The 19,901-nt window shown below is 58.5% G+C and carries 16 protein-coding genes; 7 read left to right on the top strand and 9 right to left on the bottom strand.

Features of this window, described 5'->3' with window-relative positions:
• Nucleotides 1-7 precede the first annotated feature (7 nt).
• Complete coding sequence (locus GM154_RS02765; protein WP_308460586.1) at nucleotides 8-1,771, bottom strand: C13 family peptidase; 1,764 nt, start codon at nucleotides 1,769-1,771, stop codon at nucleotides 8-10.
• Nucleotides 1,701-3,263, bottom strand: a complete 1,563-nt coding sequence (locus GM154_RS02760) for a histidine kinase (protein WP_219650892.1) — start codon at nucleotides 3,261-3,263, stop codon at nucleotides 1,701-1,703. Before GM154_RS02760 ends, GM154_RS02765 begins: the two co-directional genes overlap by 71 nt.
• A gap of 167 nt (nucleotides 3,264-3,430) precedes the next feature.
• Between GM154_RS02760 and serB the strand changes: the two genes are divergently transcribed.
• Nucleotides 3,431-4,627 (top strand): phosphoserine phosphatase SerB, encoded by a 1,197-nt coding sequence (serB, locus tag GM154_RS02755; RefSeq protein ID WP_219650891.1) that lies wholly within the window; start codon nucleotides 3,431-3,433, stop codon nucleotides 4,625-4,627.
• A gap of 51 nt (nucleotides 4,628-4,678) precedes the next feature.
• Here serB and GM154_RS02750 read toward each other — a convergent pair whose 3' ends face one another.
• From GM154_RS02750 to GM154_RS02730, 5 genes are all read right to left on the bottom strand, one after another.
• The gene (locus GM154_RS02750) at nucleotides 4,679-6,763 is read right to left on the bottom strand and encodes an EAL domain-containing protein (protein WP_219650890.1); all 2,085 of its coding nucleotides are present in this window, start codon (nucleotides 6,761-6,763) and stop codon (nucleotides 4,679-4,681) included.
• A 56-nt stretch (nucleotides 6,764-6,819) separates the two neighbouring features.
• Nucleotides 6,820-8,616 carry a molecular chaperone gene (locus tag GM154_RS02745; protein WP_219650889.1) on the bottom strand — a complete coding sequence of 599 codons (1,797 nt, stop codon included), beginning with the start codon at nucleotides 8,614-8,616 and terminating at the stop codon, nucleotides 6,820-6,822.
• A gap of 103 nt (nucleotides 8,617-8,719) precedes the next feature.
• Nucleotides 8,720-9,619, bottom strand: a complete 900-nt coding sequence (asd, locus tag GM154_RS02740; protein WP_372238863.1) for an archaetidylserine decarboxylase — start codon at nucleotides 9,617-9,619, stop codon at nucleotides 8,720-8,722.
• Nucleotides 9,620-9,763: 144 nt separating this feature from the next.
• The gene (gene rhdA / locus GM154_RS02735) at nucleotides 9,764-10,576 is read right to left on the bottom strand and encodes a thiosulfate sulfurtransferase (RefSeq protein WP_219650888.1); all 813 of its coding nucleotides are present in this window, start codon (nucleotides 10,574-10,576) and stop codon (nucleotides 9,764-9,766) included.
• A 42-nt stretch (nucleotides 10,577-10,618) separates the two neighbouring features.
• Nucleotides 10,619-12,169 carry an HDOD domain-containing protein gene (locus GM154_RS02730; RefSeq protein WP_219650887.1) on the bottom strand — a complete coding sequence of 517 codons (1,551 nt, stop codon included), beginning with the start codon at nucleotides 12,167-12,169 and terminating at the stop codon, nucleotides 10,619-10,621.
• 114 nt (nucleotides 12,170-12,283) lie between these two features.
• On the opposite strand from GM154_RS02730, the gene motA reads away from it, so the two are divergent.
• Both motA and motB read left to right on the top strand, forming a co-directional pair.
• Nucleotides 12,284-13,135, top strand: coding sequence for a flagellar motor stator protein MotA (gene motA, locus GM154_RS02725; RefSeq protein ID WP_010796910.1), 852 nt, complete (start codon nucleotides 12,284-12,286; stop codon nucleotides 13,133-13,135).
• A 12-nt stretch (nucleotides 13,136-13,147) separates the two neighbouring features.
• Complete coding sequence (gene motB, locus GM154_RS02720) at nucleotides 13,148-14,257, top strand: flagellar motor protein MotB (protein WP_219650886.1); 1,110 nt, start codon at nucleotides 13,148-13,150, stop codon at nucleotides 14,255-14,257.
• A gap of 23 nt (nucleotides 14,258-14,280) precedes the next feature.
• On the opposite strand, the gene rsgA is transcribed toward motB, so the two are convergent.
• Nucleotides 14,281-15,300 carry a small ribosomal subunit biogenesis GTPase RsgA gene (gene rsgA, locus GM154_RS02715; RefSeq protein ID WP_219650884.1) on the bottom strand — a complete coding sequence of 340 codons (1,020 nt, stop codon included), beginning with the start codon at nucleotides 15,298-15,300 and terminating at the stop codon, nucleotides 14,281-14,283.
• Between the two features lie 128 nt (nucleotides 15,301-15,428).
• Between rsgA and GM154_RS02710 the strand changes: the two genes are divergently transcribed.
• A complete protein-coding gene (locus tag GM154_RS02710) occupies nucleotides 15,429-16,199 on the top strand; it encodes a trans-aconitate methyltransferase (protein WP_073449590.1) in 771 nt (256 codons plus the stop codon).
• Nucleotides 16,200-16,270: 71 nt separating this feature from the next.
• Nucleotides 16,271-16,813 carry an oligoribonuclease gene (orn, locus tag GM154_RS02705; RefSeq protein WP_010796914.1) on the top strand — a complete coding sequence of 181 codons (543 nt, stop codon included), beginning with the start codon at nucleotides 16,271-16,273 and terminating at the stop codon, nucleotides 16,811-16,813.
• Here the strand turns inward: orn and queG are convergent.
• Nucleotides 16,810-17,874, bottom strand: a complete 1,065-nt coding sequence (queG, locus tag GM154_RS02700) for a tRNA epoxyqueuosine(34) reductase QueG (protein WP_219650881.1) — start codon at nucleotides 17,872-17,874, stop codon at nucleotides 16,810-16,812. The two genes, orn and queG, sit on opposite strands and share 4 nt — an antisense overlap.
• Nucleotides 17,875-17,932: 58 nt before the next feature.
• Between queG and GM154_RS02695 the strand changes: the two genes are divergently transcribed.
• Both GM154_RS02695 and tsaE read left to right on the top strand, forming a co-directional pair.
• Nucleotides 17,933-19,420: an NAD(P)H-hydrate dehydratase gene (locus tag GM154_RS02695; RefSeq protein WP_219650880.1), complete on the top strand. Its 1,488-nt coding sequence runs from the start codon at nucleotides 17,933-17,935 to the stop codon at nucleotides 19,418-19,420.
• The gene (gene tsaE, locus GM154_RS02690; protein WP_010796917.1) at nucleotides 19,408-19,896 is read left to right on the top strand and encodes a tRNA (adenosine(37)-N6)-threonylcarbamoyltransferase complex ATPase subunit type 1 TsaE; all 489 of its coding nucleotides are present in this window, start codon (nucleotides 19,408-19,410) and stop codon (nucleotides 19,894-19,896) included. The genes GM154_RS02695 and tsaE overlap by 13 nt, the downstream gene beginning before the upstream one ends.
• Nucleotides 19,897-19,901 lie beyond the last annotated feature (5 nt).

The following is a 19,901-nucleotide window of genomic DNA, read 5'->3' as shown; positions in this document are numbered from 1 at the left end:
GAAAGGCTCATTGCTCTGCAACGTGGCTGGTTGATTCGGCGCGATAGGCCTGCCATTTTTTCAGAACAGCAGGCGGCGCCCAGATCTGCGGCTCCGATGGCTCGAACCCTTGTACCGCCTCGCGCTCGGCGACACGCTTGCTGGCGATCGAAAATGCCTGCTCGGGATCGTCTGTTGCCTGGAAGGCTTCTGCAAACAAGGCCTTCCCAAAATAAGTGAAGTCCGCTTCGTCCGTGCAGCCAAAAGACGTCCGGTCCGCACGTGAGGCGGTAATGACCATGGTATGGTCATCTTGCAACGGGGGAAGGAAGCCGCCGCTGTAGCAGGCTGAAACGACAACGATCTTGTCGCGGTTCTTCAGCGGCTCAAGCAGGGACGCAAACTCAATGGCTGGCAAGCTGGCCAGTTGCAGACCCGGCTCGCTCAAGGATAAACGATGGTCGGAGGAGCCATGGCTGGTGAGGTAGACAAAGATCAAATCCTCAGGCCCTGAGCGCTCGGCCAGGGTGGCAATGGCGCGATGAAGATTTTCCCGCGTTGCCAGTGGGGTTACGCTTTTAAGATCACGCTGATTGATCAGGCGAACCACGCTACGGGCATTGAAACGATTGACCATCAGCTTGGCGACATAATCGGCTTCACGTTGAAACACGCGCTGATCGCCATCGCCTGCTAGAGTAATACCGTAAAGCTCGGTACTGGCCGTAGAGGGACGGACGTTATTGAGTTCCTGACCCAGGCGCTCGCCTTGTTCCAGTAGCGCAACTTCCATGGGGTCAGGTTGGTAAACACCGTCATCGCTGCGGATGAACTGGCCTTCGCTCCAGAGCCCGCTTTCGCGGCGACCATCGGCATGGGTGTAGGTGCCATTGCCATCGAACTGGCCGTTCAGGAAGTCACCGATATACACGCTGCCGTCTGCCTCGGTATATTGCCCCAGCCCATGGTACTGCCAGCTTTTGAAGCTGCCGCTGTAACGGCTGCCATCGCTGCCGTGGTACTTGCCTTGGCCGGTCATTTCCCCTTTCTGGAAGGACCCTTCCCAGACATTACCATCTACGCTTTGATAGCGACCCTGGCCGGAGAAAGCACTGTCAACAAAGTTGCCTTCGTACAGATTGCCTTCCTGATCGACCCATTGACCTCTGCCGTTCAGGCGGCCATCCGTGAAAATGCCGTTATATTGACTGCCGTCGCTTTCAGTCCGCGCGCCGCGGCCCTGCATGCGGCCCTCGAAGAAATCACCTTCGTAACGCCAGCCGTCATTGGACTCCAAGACCCCTTTGCCATGGTACATCCCCCGGTGGAAGGAGCCTTCGTAACGTCCGCTGGGGGAGGTCAGCTGCCCTTGGCCCTCATAGAGGCCATGGTGAAAGCGGCCTCGATAGCGGGTGCCATCCACAAAAAAACGCTCGCCCAGGCCTTCGGCCAGGCCGTCTCTGAAGGAGGCCCGCAGCCAGTTGCCATTGGCCCAGTCGAGGCGCCCCTCACCTTGTAGGCGTCCGCGCTCCACATCGCCGTGGTAGACCGAGCCATCCGGCAGACGGATCTCGGCTGCCTGAGCGAAAGGGGCGGGAAGAATTACAAGGCTCATGGCGAGCCCCAGGGGAAGAAGCGCTCGGGTCGCCCGATAGGGCGGCCTTACCATCCAGAGGGAACGGCCCTGATGGATGCGGGCCGCCAGCCGGCGTGTGCCGGCTTTAACGGGATTCGAGACGAACCAGATGGCGTTCAAGGGTAGACGAATAGGGTTCAAGCAGGCGTTCGACACAGCTGGCACCTTCTGGACTCGCAATAGAGCGGATTCGGGCACGCTGGCGCAGCAGTTCATCATCGGCGATGCTGCGCTCGACCAGGAGCAGGTTGCGACTGTGCCGACTGAGTGCGATAGCGTTCCGGACCGTATCGTTATTGAGCAGCTCGGGCAGCTTCAGGTTCACCAGACGTTCGCCCTGCGTCAGACCCAGCTGCAGCTGCAGCGTGATCCCGCTGTCGGCTACTTCGACCTGAAGGGCATGGCCCAGCGCTCGCATGATTTCACCGCAGCACAAGGCATGAGTCAGATAATCATCTTCGCCCTGGGTTTCGTGGAAAAGGATCAGGCTGCCGCCATCGATGAGGCTATGCAGTTCACCCTTGTACAGCGAGGTGGCCTGCTCCAGGCAATCCCTGTAACGCTCCAGAAGACTGACCAGGCGCGCACGGGGCAGCTTGCGTAACTGTTCTTGAGACCCGAGCTGGATCGCCAGTACCGCGCTGGAAACGATGTCGGGTTCTGACGCCATGGCCGGTGTAACGGGCTCGGCGGCTGCCGCTGTCTCTACAACTTCGTTTTCTGCCTCGTCCGGCATGACATCGGCAAAGGCGTCTTCGTCGAACTCGTCGTCACCGTCTTCGGTAGTCACCGGTGCTTTGGCCGGTTTCTTGGCGGCTGCGGCAGCCTTGCGTGGTGAGGTGGAGCGAACCTTGATACCGGCGCTTTCATCGAGGAACGGGTTGTCCTCGTCGCCTTCTACCGGAGCTGCTGCCTTGGCTTTCTTGGACGGTTTAACCGGTGTCGGTTTGGGTTTTTCCGGGACCAACCGCGCCTGGAGCTGACGCGCCAAGTCACCAATTTCATCCTGACGACCAACGCTGGGAGCCGGATCATCCGGGTCACGCAGCCAGACGCGCAGCTCCAGCAGGGGCGTGGAAATGTTGCGGCCCAGGCGAAGGCTGAGAATCAGGGTCAGCATCAACAGGATAAGCGCCAACAATCCCATGTTTTGCAGGCTGATCACCATGGGTTGCTGGAACTGATTCATGTCCAGACTGATACGCAGCTGGCCAGTGGTCACGTCTTGAAACTTGATTGATGTGGAGTAGATGCCTTCCGCCTCGCCCAGAAGATTGCGCGTCGGGCGGGTGCCTGCTTCGGCCAGTACACGATTATCCGGGCTGAACACTGCCGCGTGGGCAACCAGCGGATTACGCGCCAGATTGCCCAAGAGCACGTTGAGGCTCAGCGTATCGTTGGATACCAGCAGCTCCGTCGCTGAGGCGGCCGTCTGGGTAACCAGCGTCTGACCTACGGCATCGGCCTGCTGCTGCATGGCATGCCGGAACTGCAAGGCCACGACAACGGCATAGATCACCAGGGCGGCGATGACGAGAATAAGGCTATGGGAAACAATGCGGAGCGCGATAGGAACACGGCGCTGGCGCATTGCACGAAACAGCAGAACGAAGAAATTGTCGGGCTTGACGGTCGCGTGCCGGGTCACTGGTGAATTCTTTGGGCAAAAATGTGGGGCGAAGTATAACCAGCGACCAGAGGTCGTTAAAGCGTACTAACCGAGTCCGTCAACCACTCGTCTGCGTATGGGTGGTTCTGCACCGTTTTCGGAAACAGGTAGAATCGTGTTTTTGACCCCTTGGTGGAGGCTGCGCCTTGCGAGACATTCTTCTCATTACCAGCACCGGGTATGCCGGACCCGGCTTGAGTGCTGCATTGACGAGCGTAGTGGCCGAGTCAGGCGCAGCGTTGCTGGATATTCGTCAGAGTCGTGTGCAGGGGGCCGTAACACTTGCGTTGCTCATCAAGTTGCCCGAAGGCGCTGATGCCGCTGCCTTGGGTGAAGCGCTCGAACTACGCGCTGCGGCCGTGGGGGCCAGAGTGCACCTGGCTGCTCTGGATGCAGAGGCTTATGCCGCGTGGCAGACCAACGAGTTGGCTCCTCGCCATATCCTGACGCTCATGGGACGCCAGCTGGACGCCCACCAGGTTCAACATGTGAGCGAACTTGTCGAGTCCCACGGTATGACCATTGAGCGTATCGAGCGGCTGTCGGCACCTGACGCCAGGGAGCGTGCTGCGCTGGAATTCACGCTGGCGGGTGAGCCGCAGGATCTGGAGGGGCTCAAGGCTGCCTTTTTCGCTGCGACCCAGAACCTTGAGATGGATATCGGATTTCAGGCTGACACGCTGTTCCGCCGCCATCGGCGACTGGCCGTATTCGATATGGATTCAACATTGATCCAGGCGGAAGTCATTGATGAGCTGGCCAAGGCCGCTGGTATCGGAGAGCGGGTTGCCGCCATTACCGAGCGAGCCATGCGCGGTGAGCTCGATTTCAGGGCCAGCTTCAAGGAGCGACTCGCCCTGCTCAACGGCCTGCCTGAAACAGTACTCGAAGACATCGGTGCAGGGCTGCGCCTGACCGAGGGCGCCGAGCGACTGTTTTCCGAGCTCAAGCGATTGGGATACAAGACCGCCATCCTGTCCGGCGGTTTTACTTACTTTGCCCGCCAGATCCAGGCTCGGCTGGGCATCGATTATGTCTATGCCAACGAGTTGGAAACAGTGGACGGCAAGGTGACCGGTGTGGCGGTAGAGCCCATTGTGGACGCGCAGCGCAAGGCCGATCTGCTGCGTGAACTGGCCATGAAGGAAGGGCTGAGCCTTGAACAGACCATTGCCGTAGGGGATGGGGCAAACGACTTGCCTATGCTGGGTCTGGCCGGGTTGGGCGTTGCCTTTCGCGCCAAGCCGCTTGTGCGTCAGTCGGCGCGCCAGTCAATTACAACACTGGGTTTGGATGGCGTGCTGTATCTGCTGGGTGTCAGAGACCGAGACCACATGCTTTGATCAGGCGCTGAAAGAAAAGCCGGCTATTGCCGGCTTTTTCATGTCTGTCGCTTATTCGTCCGCGACGAATTCATAGTTCATTGCCTGGCTGGGTTCCTGCAGGTAGTAACCCTGGATGTAATTCACACCGGACTGCCAGAGCGTTGCGAGGATCGTGGCGTTTTCAACGAACGGCACGATGCACAGCTTTTTGTGTTCCTGAATGCCGCTAATGAGGTTTTTCAGCGTTTCCTGGTTTTCCGGATTGCCCAGGTCGCGGACAAACGAGCCGTCTACCTTGAGGAAATCGATTGGAACCTGCTTGAGAATATTGAACGGCGCCAATGCACAGCCGAATTGACCCAGAGTGACGCGATGCCCCAGCTTTTTCAGGCCGTTGGCCATGATCTTGGTCTGGTTGAGGTGAGCCAGAGCATTGGCCTCGCTAATTTGGAATATCAGGGATTCAGACGGTAAGCGAGCGGCCTGCAAGGCCGCCTGCAGCCAGAGCAGGAGTCTTGCGTCCTGTAGCGAGGCGGCGGACAGGTGAATGAACAGGCAGGTATCGTGCCCACGGGCGCGGTGGTCGACCAATACCTTGATGGCGTTATGGATTACCCATCGGTCTATCTTTGCACTTAGTCCGCTTTCTTCCGCTACCCGGAAGAACTCGGCCGGCGGTACTTCTTCGTTCTGAGTATTGTTCAGGCGGAGCAGCACTTCATAGTGCTCGCGGCTGTCACCACGCAGGCTGATGAGTGGCTGGAAGAGCAGGCGGAAACGGCTCTGTTCCAGCGCCTGTTGCACAATGGCAATCAGGCTGCCTCGGCTGGCTGCTGCGGCCAGTTCTTCTGCCGGGTCGTATCGTTTGATGGCATTACCGCCCTGTTTAGCAATCGCCAGGGCGCAGCGGTGAGCGCGGTCCATGATTTCGTGCGCATTGACGGTCTGCTCATCAAGAGCCGTCAAGCCAATGGAATAGGAGGGTTGCAAGGCCCGCTTGTTGATTTCGATAGGCTGTGACACCGCTTGACGGAGCAGTGGTTTCAGGCGGCTTTCAAGCTGCTCGGCAGTGCTGCCCTGAACCAGGACGGCAAATGCATCGTCGCTGAACCGTGCAAGCAGTGCTGGCGGTGCGAAGTGCTCTTTCAGCTGGTTGGCCAGGGCGGCCAGCAGCGCATCAATGTCGGAAATGCCGATTTCAGCGAGGATGGCCGCGTACCGGTCCAGCTGCAGGTAGGCGAAGCTGGCTGTCTGACCGTGCTGGACCACTTTCTCCATTTCCGCTTCCAGCGCCTCTACAAGCCGGGTGCGATTCAGCAGGCCAGTGACAGGGTCTACGCTGGTAGCTTCCCGCAATTTTTCTTCCAGCTCGGCATCGTTCTCGTTGCCGTCACGGATGACAACCTGAATGCAGGGCTCATCTTCGTAGGTGGCTGGAGAGAAGCTCATGTCCGCCGTGAAGGTAGAGCCATCAGCGCGCAAGCCCTGGCAGAGGAATCGGGCTGTGCCGTTGGCTTCGGGATCGTTGGAGTATTGCTTGAGAAAATCGCGAAACGCCTGCTGATCATCGCTTGCCACCAGATCAATGACCGGCATCCCTTCCAGTTCTTCCACATCCGTATACCCGAAGAGCTGCAGGTAAATGGGATTGGCATGAACATGCATCCCGTCATGGACATAGGCGATGGCATCTTCGGAGCTTTGCAAAAGCAATTGGCATCGCTTTTCTGCCTCATGCAGGGCTAGTTCGGCAGTGCGATAGGCACGCCGCACTTCCAGATTGCCAATCTCGCGCCGGGATACGAGCACGAGTCGTTCGTCTTCACCCAGCGGAACGGCATCCTGAGCCCCATTCAGTAACGCCTGGGTAATCGCGTCGGGCTCTTCAGGGTCGACCAGCTGGATAACCGGAATATCCTTGGCCTGGCGCTTGATGGTCTTGAGCGCCTCGTGAGGAGAAAGCTCTTCACAGTTGGGCGCCGCAATGAGCAGGTCCCAACTCTGCTGAAGTGCAGCGGCCAGCTCGTCCGGCTCTGTGACGCACTGTGCCCGGGTTGCGCAGCCCGCATTTCGAAACAGACTTACCAGTCGCTCGGCTTCATTCTGTGACTCCTCAACAATGAGCAGGCGGATGGTCTTCTTTTCGATAGCCATAGGTCTACGTATGAACCCGGACAGTTAAAGCGGTTAATAATCGAAGAGGCTGGAATCTACAGAGACTTCCATAAGGAGTCAAAATCGTCCTCTGTGTTGGAGGACGGTCCCTGGCTTCCCGGCCTGGGTGTTTCTGGCGTCGGTCGCGCCTGCTCCAGCAGACGATATTCGAAGACGCTGAAGCTAACGGTAGCATTTTGACGCCTTGTCAGCATGCCTTGTTGCTCGACTCCCTTCTGATTGATCTGAATCTTGCTGCCTTCCTGGAAGGGCAGACGCGGGGCAACGAGAGAGGGAGACTGGTCTATGGCCTTGATTTCTGGAAGCAGCAGGCCTCTCAGATATTGGCTGTGTTGCTCGGTCTTGCGAAGCAGCTGCAATCCACAGGGGCGAGCCGTAGGCGCCAACAGCTCAACGCCCATCTGGGTGCCGCTGCCAGGGACCTGCCGTATCCAGCGAATGACTGCAATACCCCAGCTGTTCTCGTTCAGGCCGCGCAGCCCCAGCACTTCACCCGCTTGCAATTGGTCCGGCACTTCCCCAGGCCAACTGACGCAATAGCCGCCCGGGCTGTGATTGACGATGGGCAGCGAGAAGAGGGGGTAGGTTTTATCCAGCTCAATCTGTTCGCTTTTCACATCCACAGGCGTGTCGTAGTGGATTTCCTCATGCGCGTCCAGGCTTGAATTGTGCTCGGCATCGAAGGCCAGTGACCATACATCCGACGTCTTCTCGGCCGGGGCAAAGTCCGGCTTGGACTTGGGCGGTTCCGGCAGGTTGAGCGTCTGGGCAAAGGCTACGCGACCCGAAAGGTGATAGTGCAGCGCACTCATGCCAATGCAGATCTCCAGGCGTCCTTGACCAGGGGTGCGCTGAAAGGCCCGGTCGGATTCCTGGCCCCATGCCGCGCGCAGGTGTTGCAGCAGGTCCGTGCTGATATCCGGCTGCACTGGCAGGCGTGCACGGCTGCGCTCCTCCGGCGGCAATGCCAGATAATCAGAAATCTGGCTGACCAATACCTGTGTTGACAGGCCTAGCAGGCCGCTCAGGCTGGCCTCCTTGAGGAGGGTTCGGTAACGTGGCGGCGCATCGATCTGAGGTGCGACTACAAACAGTACGCCTGGCTGGTCAGCGGGTTTTATCTGCACGAGATTTGCCCATTGATCGAGGTACTCGACCAGCTGGGCAATCTGACGCTGGCGCATCTGGTTACACCGCGCTGCCCCAAATAGCAGCGGGACAGCATAGGCCTCTTGCAAACTCTGGCCGTCAGGGCGCGTCAGTAGGTCGTCCCGTACACGCTGGCCCTGCAGGTTGAGACGCAGGGCGATCTGGAAGAGCTGATGCAGCTCCAGCCAGAGATGATCGGCTGCTGGGGTATACAATTGGGCTGCGCGAATCAGCGGGCCGTAAAGGCCTTTCATGGCGCGCTGTAGGGCCAATGGCAACAGGCTGGCCCGATCACGCGAGGGCGTATTGAGTTCGTCGACCACCACCAACTTGTAGCCTGCCGCCATATGGTTCTGTAGCGCCTGACACAGGTTGGCTACCTTGCGTGAGCGCTCGTCCAGCACAATAGGCTGGTCAAGAACATGGCGTTCGAGCATGACACACGTCCGGTTCACTTCCGGTCGCAACAACTCAAGCATGCGCAGACGTTGATCGTTCGGCTGGATCAGCTGGTTGATTTCCAGCATCCCCTGGTACAACAGACGCGCCACTTCCCCGAGCTTTGCTCGCGGCAATTGGTCCAGCCAGCGTTTCAATCCGGCAGGGCTGGCTTCGCAGAACGTAAGGCTCCGCTGCATGGGCGTCGGTACCCGCAGCAACTGCTGAGGGCCTTTACTATCCATTGACTGTCGGTTCTCCAGACTGAGCGGCGATAACAGTCATTATCCCCAATATTCAACTACTGGACGCCAGCGGTATCGGGCTAGCGTCCCTGTGTCGCAGGTGTCAGACGTCTCCCAACAGAGGCTCGATAACCTCGGCGACCTTGGGCGAGCCAATCTGCTGTCCCATATTGACCGTGCTGAAGGCGCCTAGCTCCTGAGCCCAGTTCACTTGATCAGGACCAAACAGGACGATAACCGTGGAGCCCAGCTTGAAACGGCCCATTTCTTCACCTTTTTCCAGATGAATGGGCGCACGTGCCGCTTCGTCGTAACGTGTTGTTTTCAACATGCGTTTAGGTGGTGTCACCATACCGGCCCAAACGGTCTCGATACTGGCCACGATCATGGCGCCGACCAGAATCATGGCCATCGGACCGCGTTCGGTATCGAAGATGCACACGACACGCTCATTGCGGGCAAACAATTCCGGAACGTTCTCGGCGGTCAGGTGATTGACCGAAAAGATTCGCCCGGGTACATACACCATCTCTTTCAGCGTGCCGGCAATAGGCATGTGTACGCGGTGATAGTCCTTGGGCGATAAGTAGATCGTCGCGAACGATCCACCCATGAACGGTGCAGCCCGTTGGGCATCACCACCTACAAGCTCCAGCAGACTGTAGCTATGCCCCTTGGCCTGAAAAATACGGCCATGCTCGACCTGGCCGATCTGGCTGACTTCGCCGTCGCTCGGGCTGACAATGGCTGTCGGATCTTCCGGTAGCGGACGTGCATCTGGCTTTAAGCTGCGGGTAAAGAATGCATTGAAGTTTTCGTATGCCGTCAGGTCTTCGACCTGAGCCTGGCGCATATCCACGTCGTAGCGACGGGCAAACCATGCCGTCAGGGCATTCTTGAACCAGGGCATCCGGCATTCGGCGAAGCCGCCAATCAACCGTGACAGGAAGTGATGGGGCAGTACGTGCTGGCTAAGAATGAACAGGCGGTCTTTCAAATTCATGGTGTGTCCTTGAGCGGCAATATATGAAGCGTGAACCCGCGGGCGAGGCCAGACAAGGCAAAACAGAAAAGGCTGGATCAGATTGCTGTGACCCGGATCTCGTTTTATTGTACAGCCATTCGGCTCGCCGCTGGAAACCCGCTATCAGCGTTCGACCGGTGTATCCGGATGATTTCCCCATTCTCCCCAGGAGCCGGCATAACCCTTGATTCGAGGGTAGCCCAGCGCCTTGGCGACCAGATAGGTAAATCCCGAGCGGTGGTGCGTCTGGCAATGGGTAATCACTTCCTTGTCGGGCGTGATCCCCAAGGCATTAAGTGTTTCGGCCATATCGCTGCGGATACGCAGGCTACGTGCCGGGTCCATGCCGGCCGTCCACTCGAAATTGATGGCGCCCGGGATATGCCCGCCCTTGGCTGCCAGGACTTTTTCGCCTCGATATTCCTGTGGCCCGCGTGCATCCCAGATGGCCAGATCTTCCGCACCCAAGCGGCTCTGCAGATACTCACGCGTTGCAGTAGGCTCATCATGCAGCGTGAGGTTAACCGGCGTATCCACCGGCGGTGGCACATCCTGCGTCAATGGCAGGCCCGCTTCGATCCAGGCATGACGGCCGCCGTTAAGGTAATGGTAGCGGTGATGACCGATCACATCCAGCAACCAGATGAACCGTCCTGCCCAGCCACCGCCTTCGTCGTCATACACGACATAAACGGCCTCAGGGCCATGGCCCAGTTCGCTGAACAACATTTCCAGGTCGGCTTTTTCAGGGAGAAGCCCTGGCGCTGGAGGTTTGCCCAATTGTGTACGCTGGGGCGCAATGAAGTGGGCGCCGAGCACATGCCCCTCGGCATAATGCGCAGCGCTGGATAGATCGACCAGAATCAGCTCCGGCGTGTCGAGGCGGGCGGCAAGGTCGGCAGGCTCGATCACGAGCGGCAGGTCTGTAAAGGACATATCAGGTCATCCGGTCTGAAATCATGGGTTCGATTGTAGCGATCATGTAAGCCGTTGGGCGTAATTCATCACGCCACGCTCAATGCAGGTAACGGTTTTGTTGATAGCCTGCTGGTCACGCTCGGAAAACGGCTCGCCCCCGTTGTCAATAATAGCCAGCATCGTGACGCGGCCCTTGCTGCCCATCGAGCGCAGCACCATGTGTGAGTGTGGAAACAGGGCTTGCAGATTACCAGGCAGGTGAGGGCGAAACTGCGCGCTGTTCTCCGGAGTAATGCGAAGTTGGGCGGGATCGCTCATCAGCTTGCGCAGCAGGGGATGATTGTTGATAGGCAGCTGAATCCCCTTGGCTGCTTCGGGCAAGCCATGAATACCTTGAGCCATGAGCACTGTCTGGTCCGCATCGGGTGTCAGCAGGATCAAGCGTGGCAGGCTGGCTGCCGCCAAGGCATCCCTGGCGCAAGCCGTCAGCTGGATGCCATTGGTAAAGGGGCTGGGCGTCTTTACCAGTTCCGCACAATGCCGACGCCACGCGTCCAGCCCATCGCCTGTCGTTTGGTTATTGGCCGCGGCTGATTGGGTGTCAGGCGCGGCCTTCCTGTTTGAGTGCAGGCGTCTTGCATCCCAGGGCCAGATCAGGGCTTCGGCCGGATGCCAAAGGCCTGGAATGAACTGTTGGCGAGCATGCTGCGCGGCGGCCTGATGGGTGACCTGCTGAATATGATCCAGTGACTCATGCATATAGAGGCCGACCAGCCGTTGCCAGCGGAGGATGTGCGGGTTGCTCCAGCTCTGGTGGGCGGCCACGGTCAGGCCATTCGCCAACAGAATTGTGTTGCCGGGCTGGGTGAGCCACCGACGTAGCGGCAAGTCCTCATCCAGGCGCTGTTGCTGCTGAAGAGGATGGGCATCGTTGTGGGCAATGTGCAGCGCCTTGACCAGGCGGCGACGGTCCTTCACCAGCAGACGATATCCGTCTACAACCCAAGCGGGCAGGCTCCAGCGCTCGGCTAGGGTCAGGCACAGGTCCAGAAGGGGTACGCCAAGCAGCTCCAGCTCGACCGTGATGGCCGGCTCGTTATTGCCCAGTACCCGCTGCTCCCATTCTTCCCAGAGTTCTGGATAAGCCTGAGCCAGTGGCCACACGGGCGCCAGGAACAGAAGCGTAGAGAGACGAACCTCCTGGCGCAGGCGGGCCAGGGTATTGCCGAAGAGGCCATTGGCCTGTGCCATCGCGTGTTCGCTGATCAAAAGGAGCTGCGAAAGGGCTGGCGAGTATTTCTCTTTAGCTTCCGACGGAAGTGCCGATAACAGGTACTCAGTGGGACCCAGCCCGAGCCGGCTCAAGGCTACTTCCAGCGAAACCGCAGGATTCTCCCGGCCAAGCTGGCTTCGGTTGGACTCCCTTAGCAGCACCAGCGACAGGATCGGTGACTGAAGCGCCACCTCGGCAATTTCAGGAACGGTCTTGTTGCCATTGGCAAGAGCCCTGCGGACATCTTCCTTGACTTCCTGGGGTACGGATAAACGTACGCTTTCCAGCCTTTTCAGCCAGGCGTCGAGCGTATTTGGACGAGCGGTAGTAATGGACATAGAGAGCTCGCATGAATGGCTTACAGAAATACCTACAGTCTGGCGCAGATTATCCGATAACTAAATCAGCAGCCTCTTTGTGGGCCCTTGTTTAACTAGAAGTGTTTGAAAATCATGGTCAAGATCATCGGCATTATCGTTGTCATCGGTAGCATACTCGCAGGCTTCGTGCTGTCGGGCGGCAGTATCATGGCTCTCGTGCATCCTTACGAAGTGCTGACGATTGGTGGCGCTTCGTTGGGTGCCTTTTTACAGGCCAACTCGGGCAGCACCTTCAAGATCGTGTTTAAGAAGTCTTTGTCCATGTTTGGTCATCGCTTCACTCATGCGTACTACCTGGACGTGCTCAAGCTGCTCTACGAAATCCTCAACAAGAGCCGTCGTGAGGGCATGATGTCTATCGAGGGCGATATTGAAGAGCCTAACGAAAGCCCGATCTTCAGCAAATACCCAGCCATCCTCAAAGATGCACGGATGACAGCCTTCATCACTGATTATCTGCGTCTGATGTCGTCTGGCAATATGGCTCCGCACGAGTTGGAAGGGTTGTTCGACATGGAGCTGAATAGCACCAAGGCTGACCTTGAGCATCCTTCTCATGCAGTAGCCAAGATCGCCGATGGTATGCCAGCCATGGGTATTGTGGCAGCGGTACTGGGTATCGTAATTACCATGGGCCTGTTGGCCGAAGGGGACACCATCAAGATTGGTGCGAGCGTAGGTACCGCCCTGGTAGGTACGTTCCTGGGTATTCTGGCGTCCTACGGCTTCTTTGCACCCTTGGCGGCCTCGCTCGAGCATGACGCCAAGGAAGAACTGAACGTTCTCGAATCTATCAAGGCCACCCTGGTTGCTTCCGCATCGGGCATGCCGCCAACCGTGGCTGTCGAGTTCGGTCGTAAAGTCCTGTATCCCGCCCATCGCCCAAGCTTCATCGAGCTTGAGCAAGCAATGCGCGGCGCGTGAGGTTAAGCCGTCATGGATAACAACCAGCCCATTATCATAAAGCGCGTCAAGAAAGTTGAAGGCGGGCACCATGGCGGCGCCTGGAAGATTGCCTTCGCCGACTTCATGACAGCCCTGATGGCGTTCTTCCTGGTGATGTGGCTGTTGATTTCGACCACTCCCGAGCAGCGGATCGCCATTTCAGGCTACTTTCAGGACCCGATCGGGTTTACGGAAAGCGGAAGTCCTTATGTGATCGACCTTGGCGGTACGCCAACACCGTCTCCCAATCAGACGCTGAACCCGACGATGGAAAATGTCCCCAAGACGCCGGATTCACCTGATAGCACTGATGAGGAGCAGATCGACCAGACTACCAAGCCGAGCCCAGCCGATGCGGGCGGCATTGATGCTCAGCAGGCCGAGAACATCGCGGAGAAGATCGACAAGGAGCGCCTGCAACTGCTCCTGCAGGAATTGCAGAACAAGATCAACGAGAACCCGGATCTGCAGCGTTTCAAGGACCAGATCCTGCTCGAGATCACTCAGGACGGCCTGCGTATCCAGATCGTCGATGCGGAAAATCGGCCGATGTTCGACTCGGGCAGTGCTGAGCTGAAGATGTACTTCGAGAATATCCTGCTGGCCATGGCGGATACGATCAGGGAAGTTCCAAACAAGATCAGCATCAGCGGTCACACCGATGCCAAGCCGTTCGTAGGGAAGGGATACTACGGCAACTGGGAACTGTCGGCTGCTCGTGCCAATGCGGCCCGTCGAGCGCTGGTGGCAGGTAGTTACCCAGAGAACCAGGTGGCCCGTGTAGTAGGGTATGCCTCGTCGGCACTGTTCGATCGCAAGGACCCGCTCGATCCGGTCAACCGTCGTATCGACATTGTTGTTCTGACCAAGAAGGCTCAGAAGGCCATCGAGGGTGACAATGGCGGCCAAGCCGATACCCCGCCGGCCGCGACTCCGGACCAGGCTCCGACAGGCAGCGACACGGGTGCCTCGACCGGTAACCCCGGCAGCGTGAAGGCTACGAGTAATCTGGCCAACCCGCTCAAGGGCATCGACCTGAAGAAGGAAATCAACGCCTTCGACGACGGTGCGCTGCAAATGAGCCCGCCGCCTAAGCCCTAGCGGTAAAGAGGGCCTGCCCGGACCTAGTACTCAGGTTCGGGCAGGCTGGCGATAATGTGACGGTAACTGGCCATGCGTTGAGGGTGAATTCGACCCTCTTCCTGCGCCGCCAGAAAAGCACAGCCCGGCTCCCGGTCGTGCTTACAGTCACGGAAGCGGCAATGCCCGATAAGGTCGGCGAACTCGATAAAGCCGGCTTCCACATCCTGACGGCTTACATGACCCAGGCCGAACTCGCGGATACCGGGTGAGTCGATCAGATCGCCGCCGCCCGGGAAGTGGAACAGGCGAGCCGTGGTGGTCGTATGCGTTCCTTTGCCGGTTATCTCGGACAACGCCCCGACACGCGTGTCCACGCCCGGCAACAAGGCGTTTACCAGCGATGATTTGCCTACACCGGACTGCCCTACGAAAACACTGATGTGTCCATCGAGCGTCTCTTTCAGCTTGTCCAGGCTTAGGCCGTTCAACGCCGATACTTCGAGCAAGGGGTAGCCCAGGTTGTTGTAGATGCCCAGCAGGTTATCCATCCGCTCGGCATTACTTTCATCGATCAGATCAGCCTTGTTCAACAGTAGAATAGGCTGAATACTGGCATGCTCGGCTGCGACCAGATAGCGGTCGATCAGGTTGCTGTGGGGCTCGGGAATCGGCGCAAATACAATGATCAATCGATCGACGTTGGCCGCAACTGGCTTCAGGACACCCCGCATGTCGGGACGGCACAGCTCCGAAATTCGAGGCAGTTGGGCGACGATAACGCCAATGCCCTGATTACCCGCCCGCCAGACTACCCGGTCTCCCGTCACCAGAGCTGGCAGGTTGGCGCGCAAGTGGCAGCGCTGGAGCTGGCCGTCTTCGCCCTCCACCTCTACCTGTACACCAAAGTGGGCAATGATCCGACCCTTCAACTCCGGGCCCAGGTCGCCACCCTCAAGCTCTTCGATCAACCGGGACTCCCGGCGCTCGGCGCGAGCCGCACGTTCGGTCTGAATCTTTTCAATACGCCAGCTTTGCCGGCGAGTGAGGTGGCGTTTGGCCATTAAGTAGCTCGATAAACCTGAAGTAAAGATAAAGTCTAACAGGCGGTTCGCCTGCCGGGGCAGAGATCGTCCAGCGGTCGGATCTTGGCTAGACTGCACAGCATTATCCGCTGTTATGACTTGGCCATATGCTCGACACCTTACGCCGCCGATATCCCGCTATCCTTGCATTACTGGTGCAGGTGCTTGCACTGCTTGTTACCTGGATTGTTCTACAGGTTGGTCTGGTTACGCTCCATTACCGCGCACCGTTGATCGGTGCGGCGTGCCTGCAAGGGGTCCTGGCCGCAGCGCTTGGGCAGTGGATGGGCCTGCACCGCTGGTGGCTCTTCATCAATCTGGCTTTCGTACCAGCCCTGGTTGCCTTCGCCGGTTATGCCATTCCCGGTTGGGTCTTTCTCGCAGGATTTTTCGTTATTCTGCTCTTGAACTGGAACAGCCTGACCGAACGGGTTCCGCTCTATCTGACCGGGCATGAGACACAGCGAAAGCTCAGTGAGCTGATAGCTGAACGATCAGACAAGGTGTCTTTCATCGACCTGGGAAGCGGTCTGGCCGGAACGCTCGTCTATCTGTCGCGTTTACACCCTAAGAGCCATTTTACGGGCGTCGAGACCGCGCCGATGAGTTTTCTGCTCTCCTGGCTGCGCTGCCTACCGCGGCGTAACTGTCGGATTCGTTATCAGAGCCTCTGGAAAGTCGATCTGGCTGAATACGATGTCGTCTACTGTTTTCTCTCGCCCGCCCCAATGCCTGACCTATGGAAAAAAGCGCAGGCCGAAATGCGTCCGGGTGCGCTGTTTGTCAGCAACACGTTCGAGATTCCGGGTGTGCCTCCCCGGCAGGTCATCGAGCTGAATGACTGGCGCCAGTCGAAAATTCTCATCTGGCAACGCTGACGGCGTGGCGCAAGGCCAGCCGAGCTGTATTTATTCCGCTAAACTGCCTGCATTGCTTAAGGAGTATTGCCATGCAGAATGACCAGAACCTGATCTGGATCGACCTCGAAATGACCGGCCTGGATCCGGATAACGATGTGATCATAGAAATGGCCACCATCGTGACGGACAGTGAGCTGAACACCTTGGCCGAAGGTCCGGTCATCGCGATTCATCAGCCGGACGAGATTCTGAACGGCATGGACGAGTGGAACACACGTCAGCACGGCCAGTCAGGCCTGACCCAGCGGGTCCGCGAAAGCACCATCAGCATGGCGGAGGCCGAGCGCCAGACCCTGGCCTTCCTCGAGCAGTGGGTGCCGGCGCGCAAGTCGCCTATTTGCGGAAACAGCATTTGCCAGGACCGCCGCTTTCTTTATCGGCACATGCCGCAGCTGGAAGCCTATTTCCACTATCGCAACCTGGATGTTTCAACCCTCAAGGAGCTGGCGGCGCGGTGGGCACCTCATGTCCGTGATGGCGTGAAGAAGACCGGCAGTCATCTGGCGCTGGACGATATCCGTGACTCTATTGAGGAGCTGCGCTACTACCGCAAGCACTTCATCAAGGTCTAGGCATAGCCGTGACGCCCCAGCGCCCACTCCACATGTTCGCGCACAAGTGGAGATGGGTGTTGCTGGTGCGCCTTCAATGCTTCGACCACCGGAATGCTGGTAGGCGCGTTGCCCAGCGCCACCGCCAGGTTGCGCAGCCAGCGCTCGTAGCCTGCCCGGCGCAAGGGCGAACCCTCCGTACGACTTAGAAATTCGTCTTCCGTCCAACGAAATAGCGTCACCAGATCACTGTTGTCCAGGTTATGCCGTGGCTGGAAGTCCGGTTGCGCGGTGGGCTTGGCGAATCGGTTCCAGGGGCAGACAATCTGGCAGTCATCGCAGCCAAAGACCCGGTTGCCGATCAACGGGCGCAGTTCCTCGGGAATCGAGCCCTTGAACTCGATCGTCAGGTAGGAAATGCAGCGCCGCGCATCCAGTATATAGGGGGCAACGAACGCCTGTGTCGGACAGATATCCATGCAGGCGCTGCACCGGCCACAGTGATTGCTGGGATGAGGCTCATCGACAGGTAAGGGTAGGTCGGTAAAGAGTTCTCCCAGAAAGAAATAACTGCCTGCCTTGCGGTTGAGTACCAGCGTGTTCTTGCCGATCCAGCCCAGGCCGGCCTTTTCCGCCAGCGCTTTCTCAAGCACAGGGGCGCTGTCGACGAATGCACGGTAGCCGAACGGGCCAATCGTGGCTTGAATACGTTCGGCCAGCTGTTGCAGCCGTTTGCGAATCAGTTTGTGATAATCGCGGCCCAGGGCGTAGCGAGAGATATAGGCGTGTGCAGGGTCCGCCAGTCGCTTCGCCATGTCGGTATCGCCCGGCAGATAATCCATGCGAAGCGAAACGATCCGTAGCGTGCCTGGCACCAGTTCGTCCGGGCGCGAACGTTTTTGCCCGTGTGCGGCCATATAGTCCATCTCGCCGTGATAGCCCGCGGCCAGCCAGCGCTCGAGGTACGCTTCGTGGTCGCCCAGCGCTACACCGGTAATGCCGGTCTGCTGAAAGCCCAGCTCGCGACCCCATTCCTTGATGGAGGCTGCTAGCGTATCGAGATCGAGTGCGTAAGAAGACATGACGTGTTTAAGTTACTGACGAGAACCTATTTTGCCAGACCTTGGAGCTTGGTATCGCATGCACGACGAACTGCCGCTTTCCCTCTATAGCGCTGCGCAGGTACGAGCGCTCGACGCGCGTCTGATCGAATCGGGTACTTCCGGTTTCGAACTTATGCACCGTGCCGCGCGAGCCGCCTGGCGGTCCCTGCGTCAACGCTGGCCCGATGCCGGTGCACTGACTGTTTTTGCCGGGGGCGGTAATAATGGCGCAGACGGTTATCTAATCGCCTCGCTTGCTCAGCGGAGTGGCTGGCCGGTAAACGTGTATTACCTGAGCGACCCTGAAAAGCTCGAAGGCGATGCGGCCAAGGCATATATGGAGGCCAAGGGTACCGGTATCAACCCGGAGCCTTGGCGAGCGGGCGTAAAGCTGACAGGCGTTGTAGTGGACGCCATGCTGGGTACCGGCTTTTCCGGCGAGGTACGTGAGCCGTATGCCAAGGCCATCGAGCAGATCAATAGCTGCGACCTTCCGGTCGTGGCCGTCGATATTCCCTCGGGGCTTAACGCTGATACAGGCTTTGTCAGGGATCAAGCCGTCAAAGCCAACCTTACCATTACCTTTATCGGTCTCAAGCTCGGGCTGTTCACAGGCAATGGGCCTGACTACTGCGGCAGTATCGAGTTTGCCGCCCTGGTTGAGGAACCCCAGAACCCTGCCGATGCCATGGCGCAACGGCTGGCGCCCCGTAATCTGCCCAAGCTTAAGCCGCGTAAGCGCAGCTCGCACAAGGGTAACTTTGGCCATGTGTTGGTCATTGGAGGGGATGAGGGCACTGGAGGCGCTGCGCTCATGACCTCCGAGGCAGCGCTCCGCTGCGGCGCCGGCATGATTTCCCTGGCTACGCGACCTTCGAATGTGGCGCCTGTGCTGGCACGTCGACCTGAAGTGATGGTGGCAGGTGTCGAGTCCGCGGGTAAAGTCAGTGCCCTTGCAGAAAAAGCCGATGTCCTGGCCGTCGGGCCTGGTCTGGGGCAGGGCGCCTGGAGCCGCAGTGTGATCAGCGTGGCGGCGTCCCGAGAAGTACCTCAGGTATGGGATGCCGATGCGCTCAACCTGCTGGCCAGCCAGGCGGTCACCAAGCCCAGGGGCGAGTGGATCATGACCCCTCACCCAGGTGAGGCTGCGCGCCTGTTGCGCAGCGATATTGCCACGATTCAAAGTCGACGCCCGGCCGCAGCCCGAAAGCTGGCGGAGCACTATGGCGCAGTGGTGTTGCTCAAAGGCCTCGGGACCCTTATTGCTGCACCGGATGGCCGCATGGCGCTTTGTGGGCGTGGTCACCCGGCGATGTCTACTGGTGGCGCAGGCGATGTGCTCACAGGCATTATTGCTGCCTTACTGGCACAACACCTCTCGGTGTTCGATGCTGCCTGCCTGGGCGCCTGGCTACATGGCCGTGCAGGAGAGCTGCTGGGACAGCATGGTCGAGGACTGGCTGCCAGTGATTTACCCGATACCGTTCGTCAGCTTTTAGAGAGTTACAATCCATGTCTGCAGTAACGCCTTCGTCCGAGACGATAACCCTGTTCGCGCCTGACGAGGACGCCATGACAGCCCTGGGCAGCATGATAGCCCAGGCCAGCGGCGGCCGTGGAACGCTTTATCTTCACGGAGACCTCGGAGCCGGCAAGACGACCTTGTCACGCGGCATCGTGCGGGGTCTAGGCCATACAGGTGCGGTCAAGAGCCCTACCTTTACGCTGGTCGAGCCGTACGAGATCGGTGAGATCCGGGTCTACCATTTCGATCTGTATCGTCTGGCTGATCCGGAAGAACTCGAGTTCATGGGAATCCGGGATTACTTCACCGGTGATGCCCTTTGTCTGATCGAATGGCCTGAACGGGGCATGGGGCTTTTGCCAAAGCCGGACCTGGACATTACCATTACGCCGCATGCGGGCGGCCGTAACGTGCAGTTGGTTTTTCAAGGCTCACATGGTGATGCCTGGCGTGCCGCCCTATCCACAGGAGTTTGATGCAA

Origin of the sequence: Pseudomonas sp. MAG002Y, from assembly GCF_019400845.1 — a bacterium.
GTDB lineage: Bacteria > Pseudomonadota > Gammaproteobacteria > Pseudomonadales > Pseudomonadaceae > Chryseomonas > Chryseomonas luteola.
This window is presented reverse-complemented; position numbering and strand designations above follow the sequence as displayed.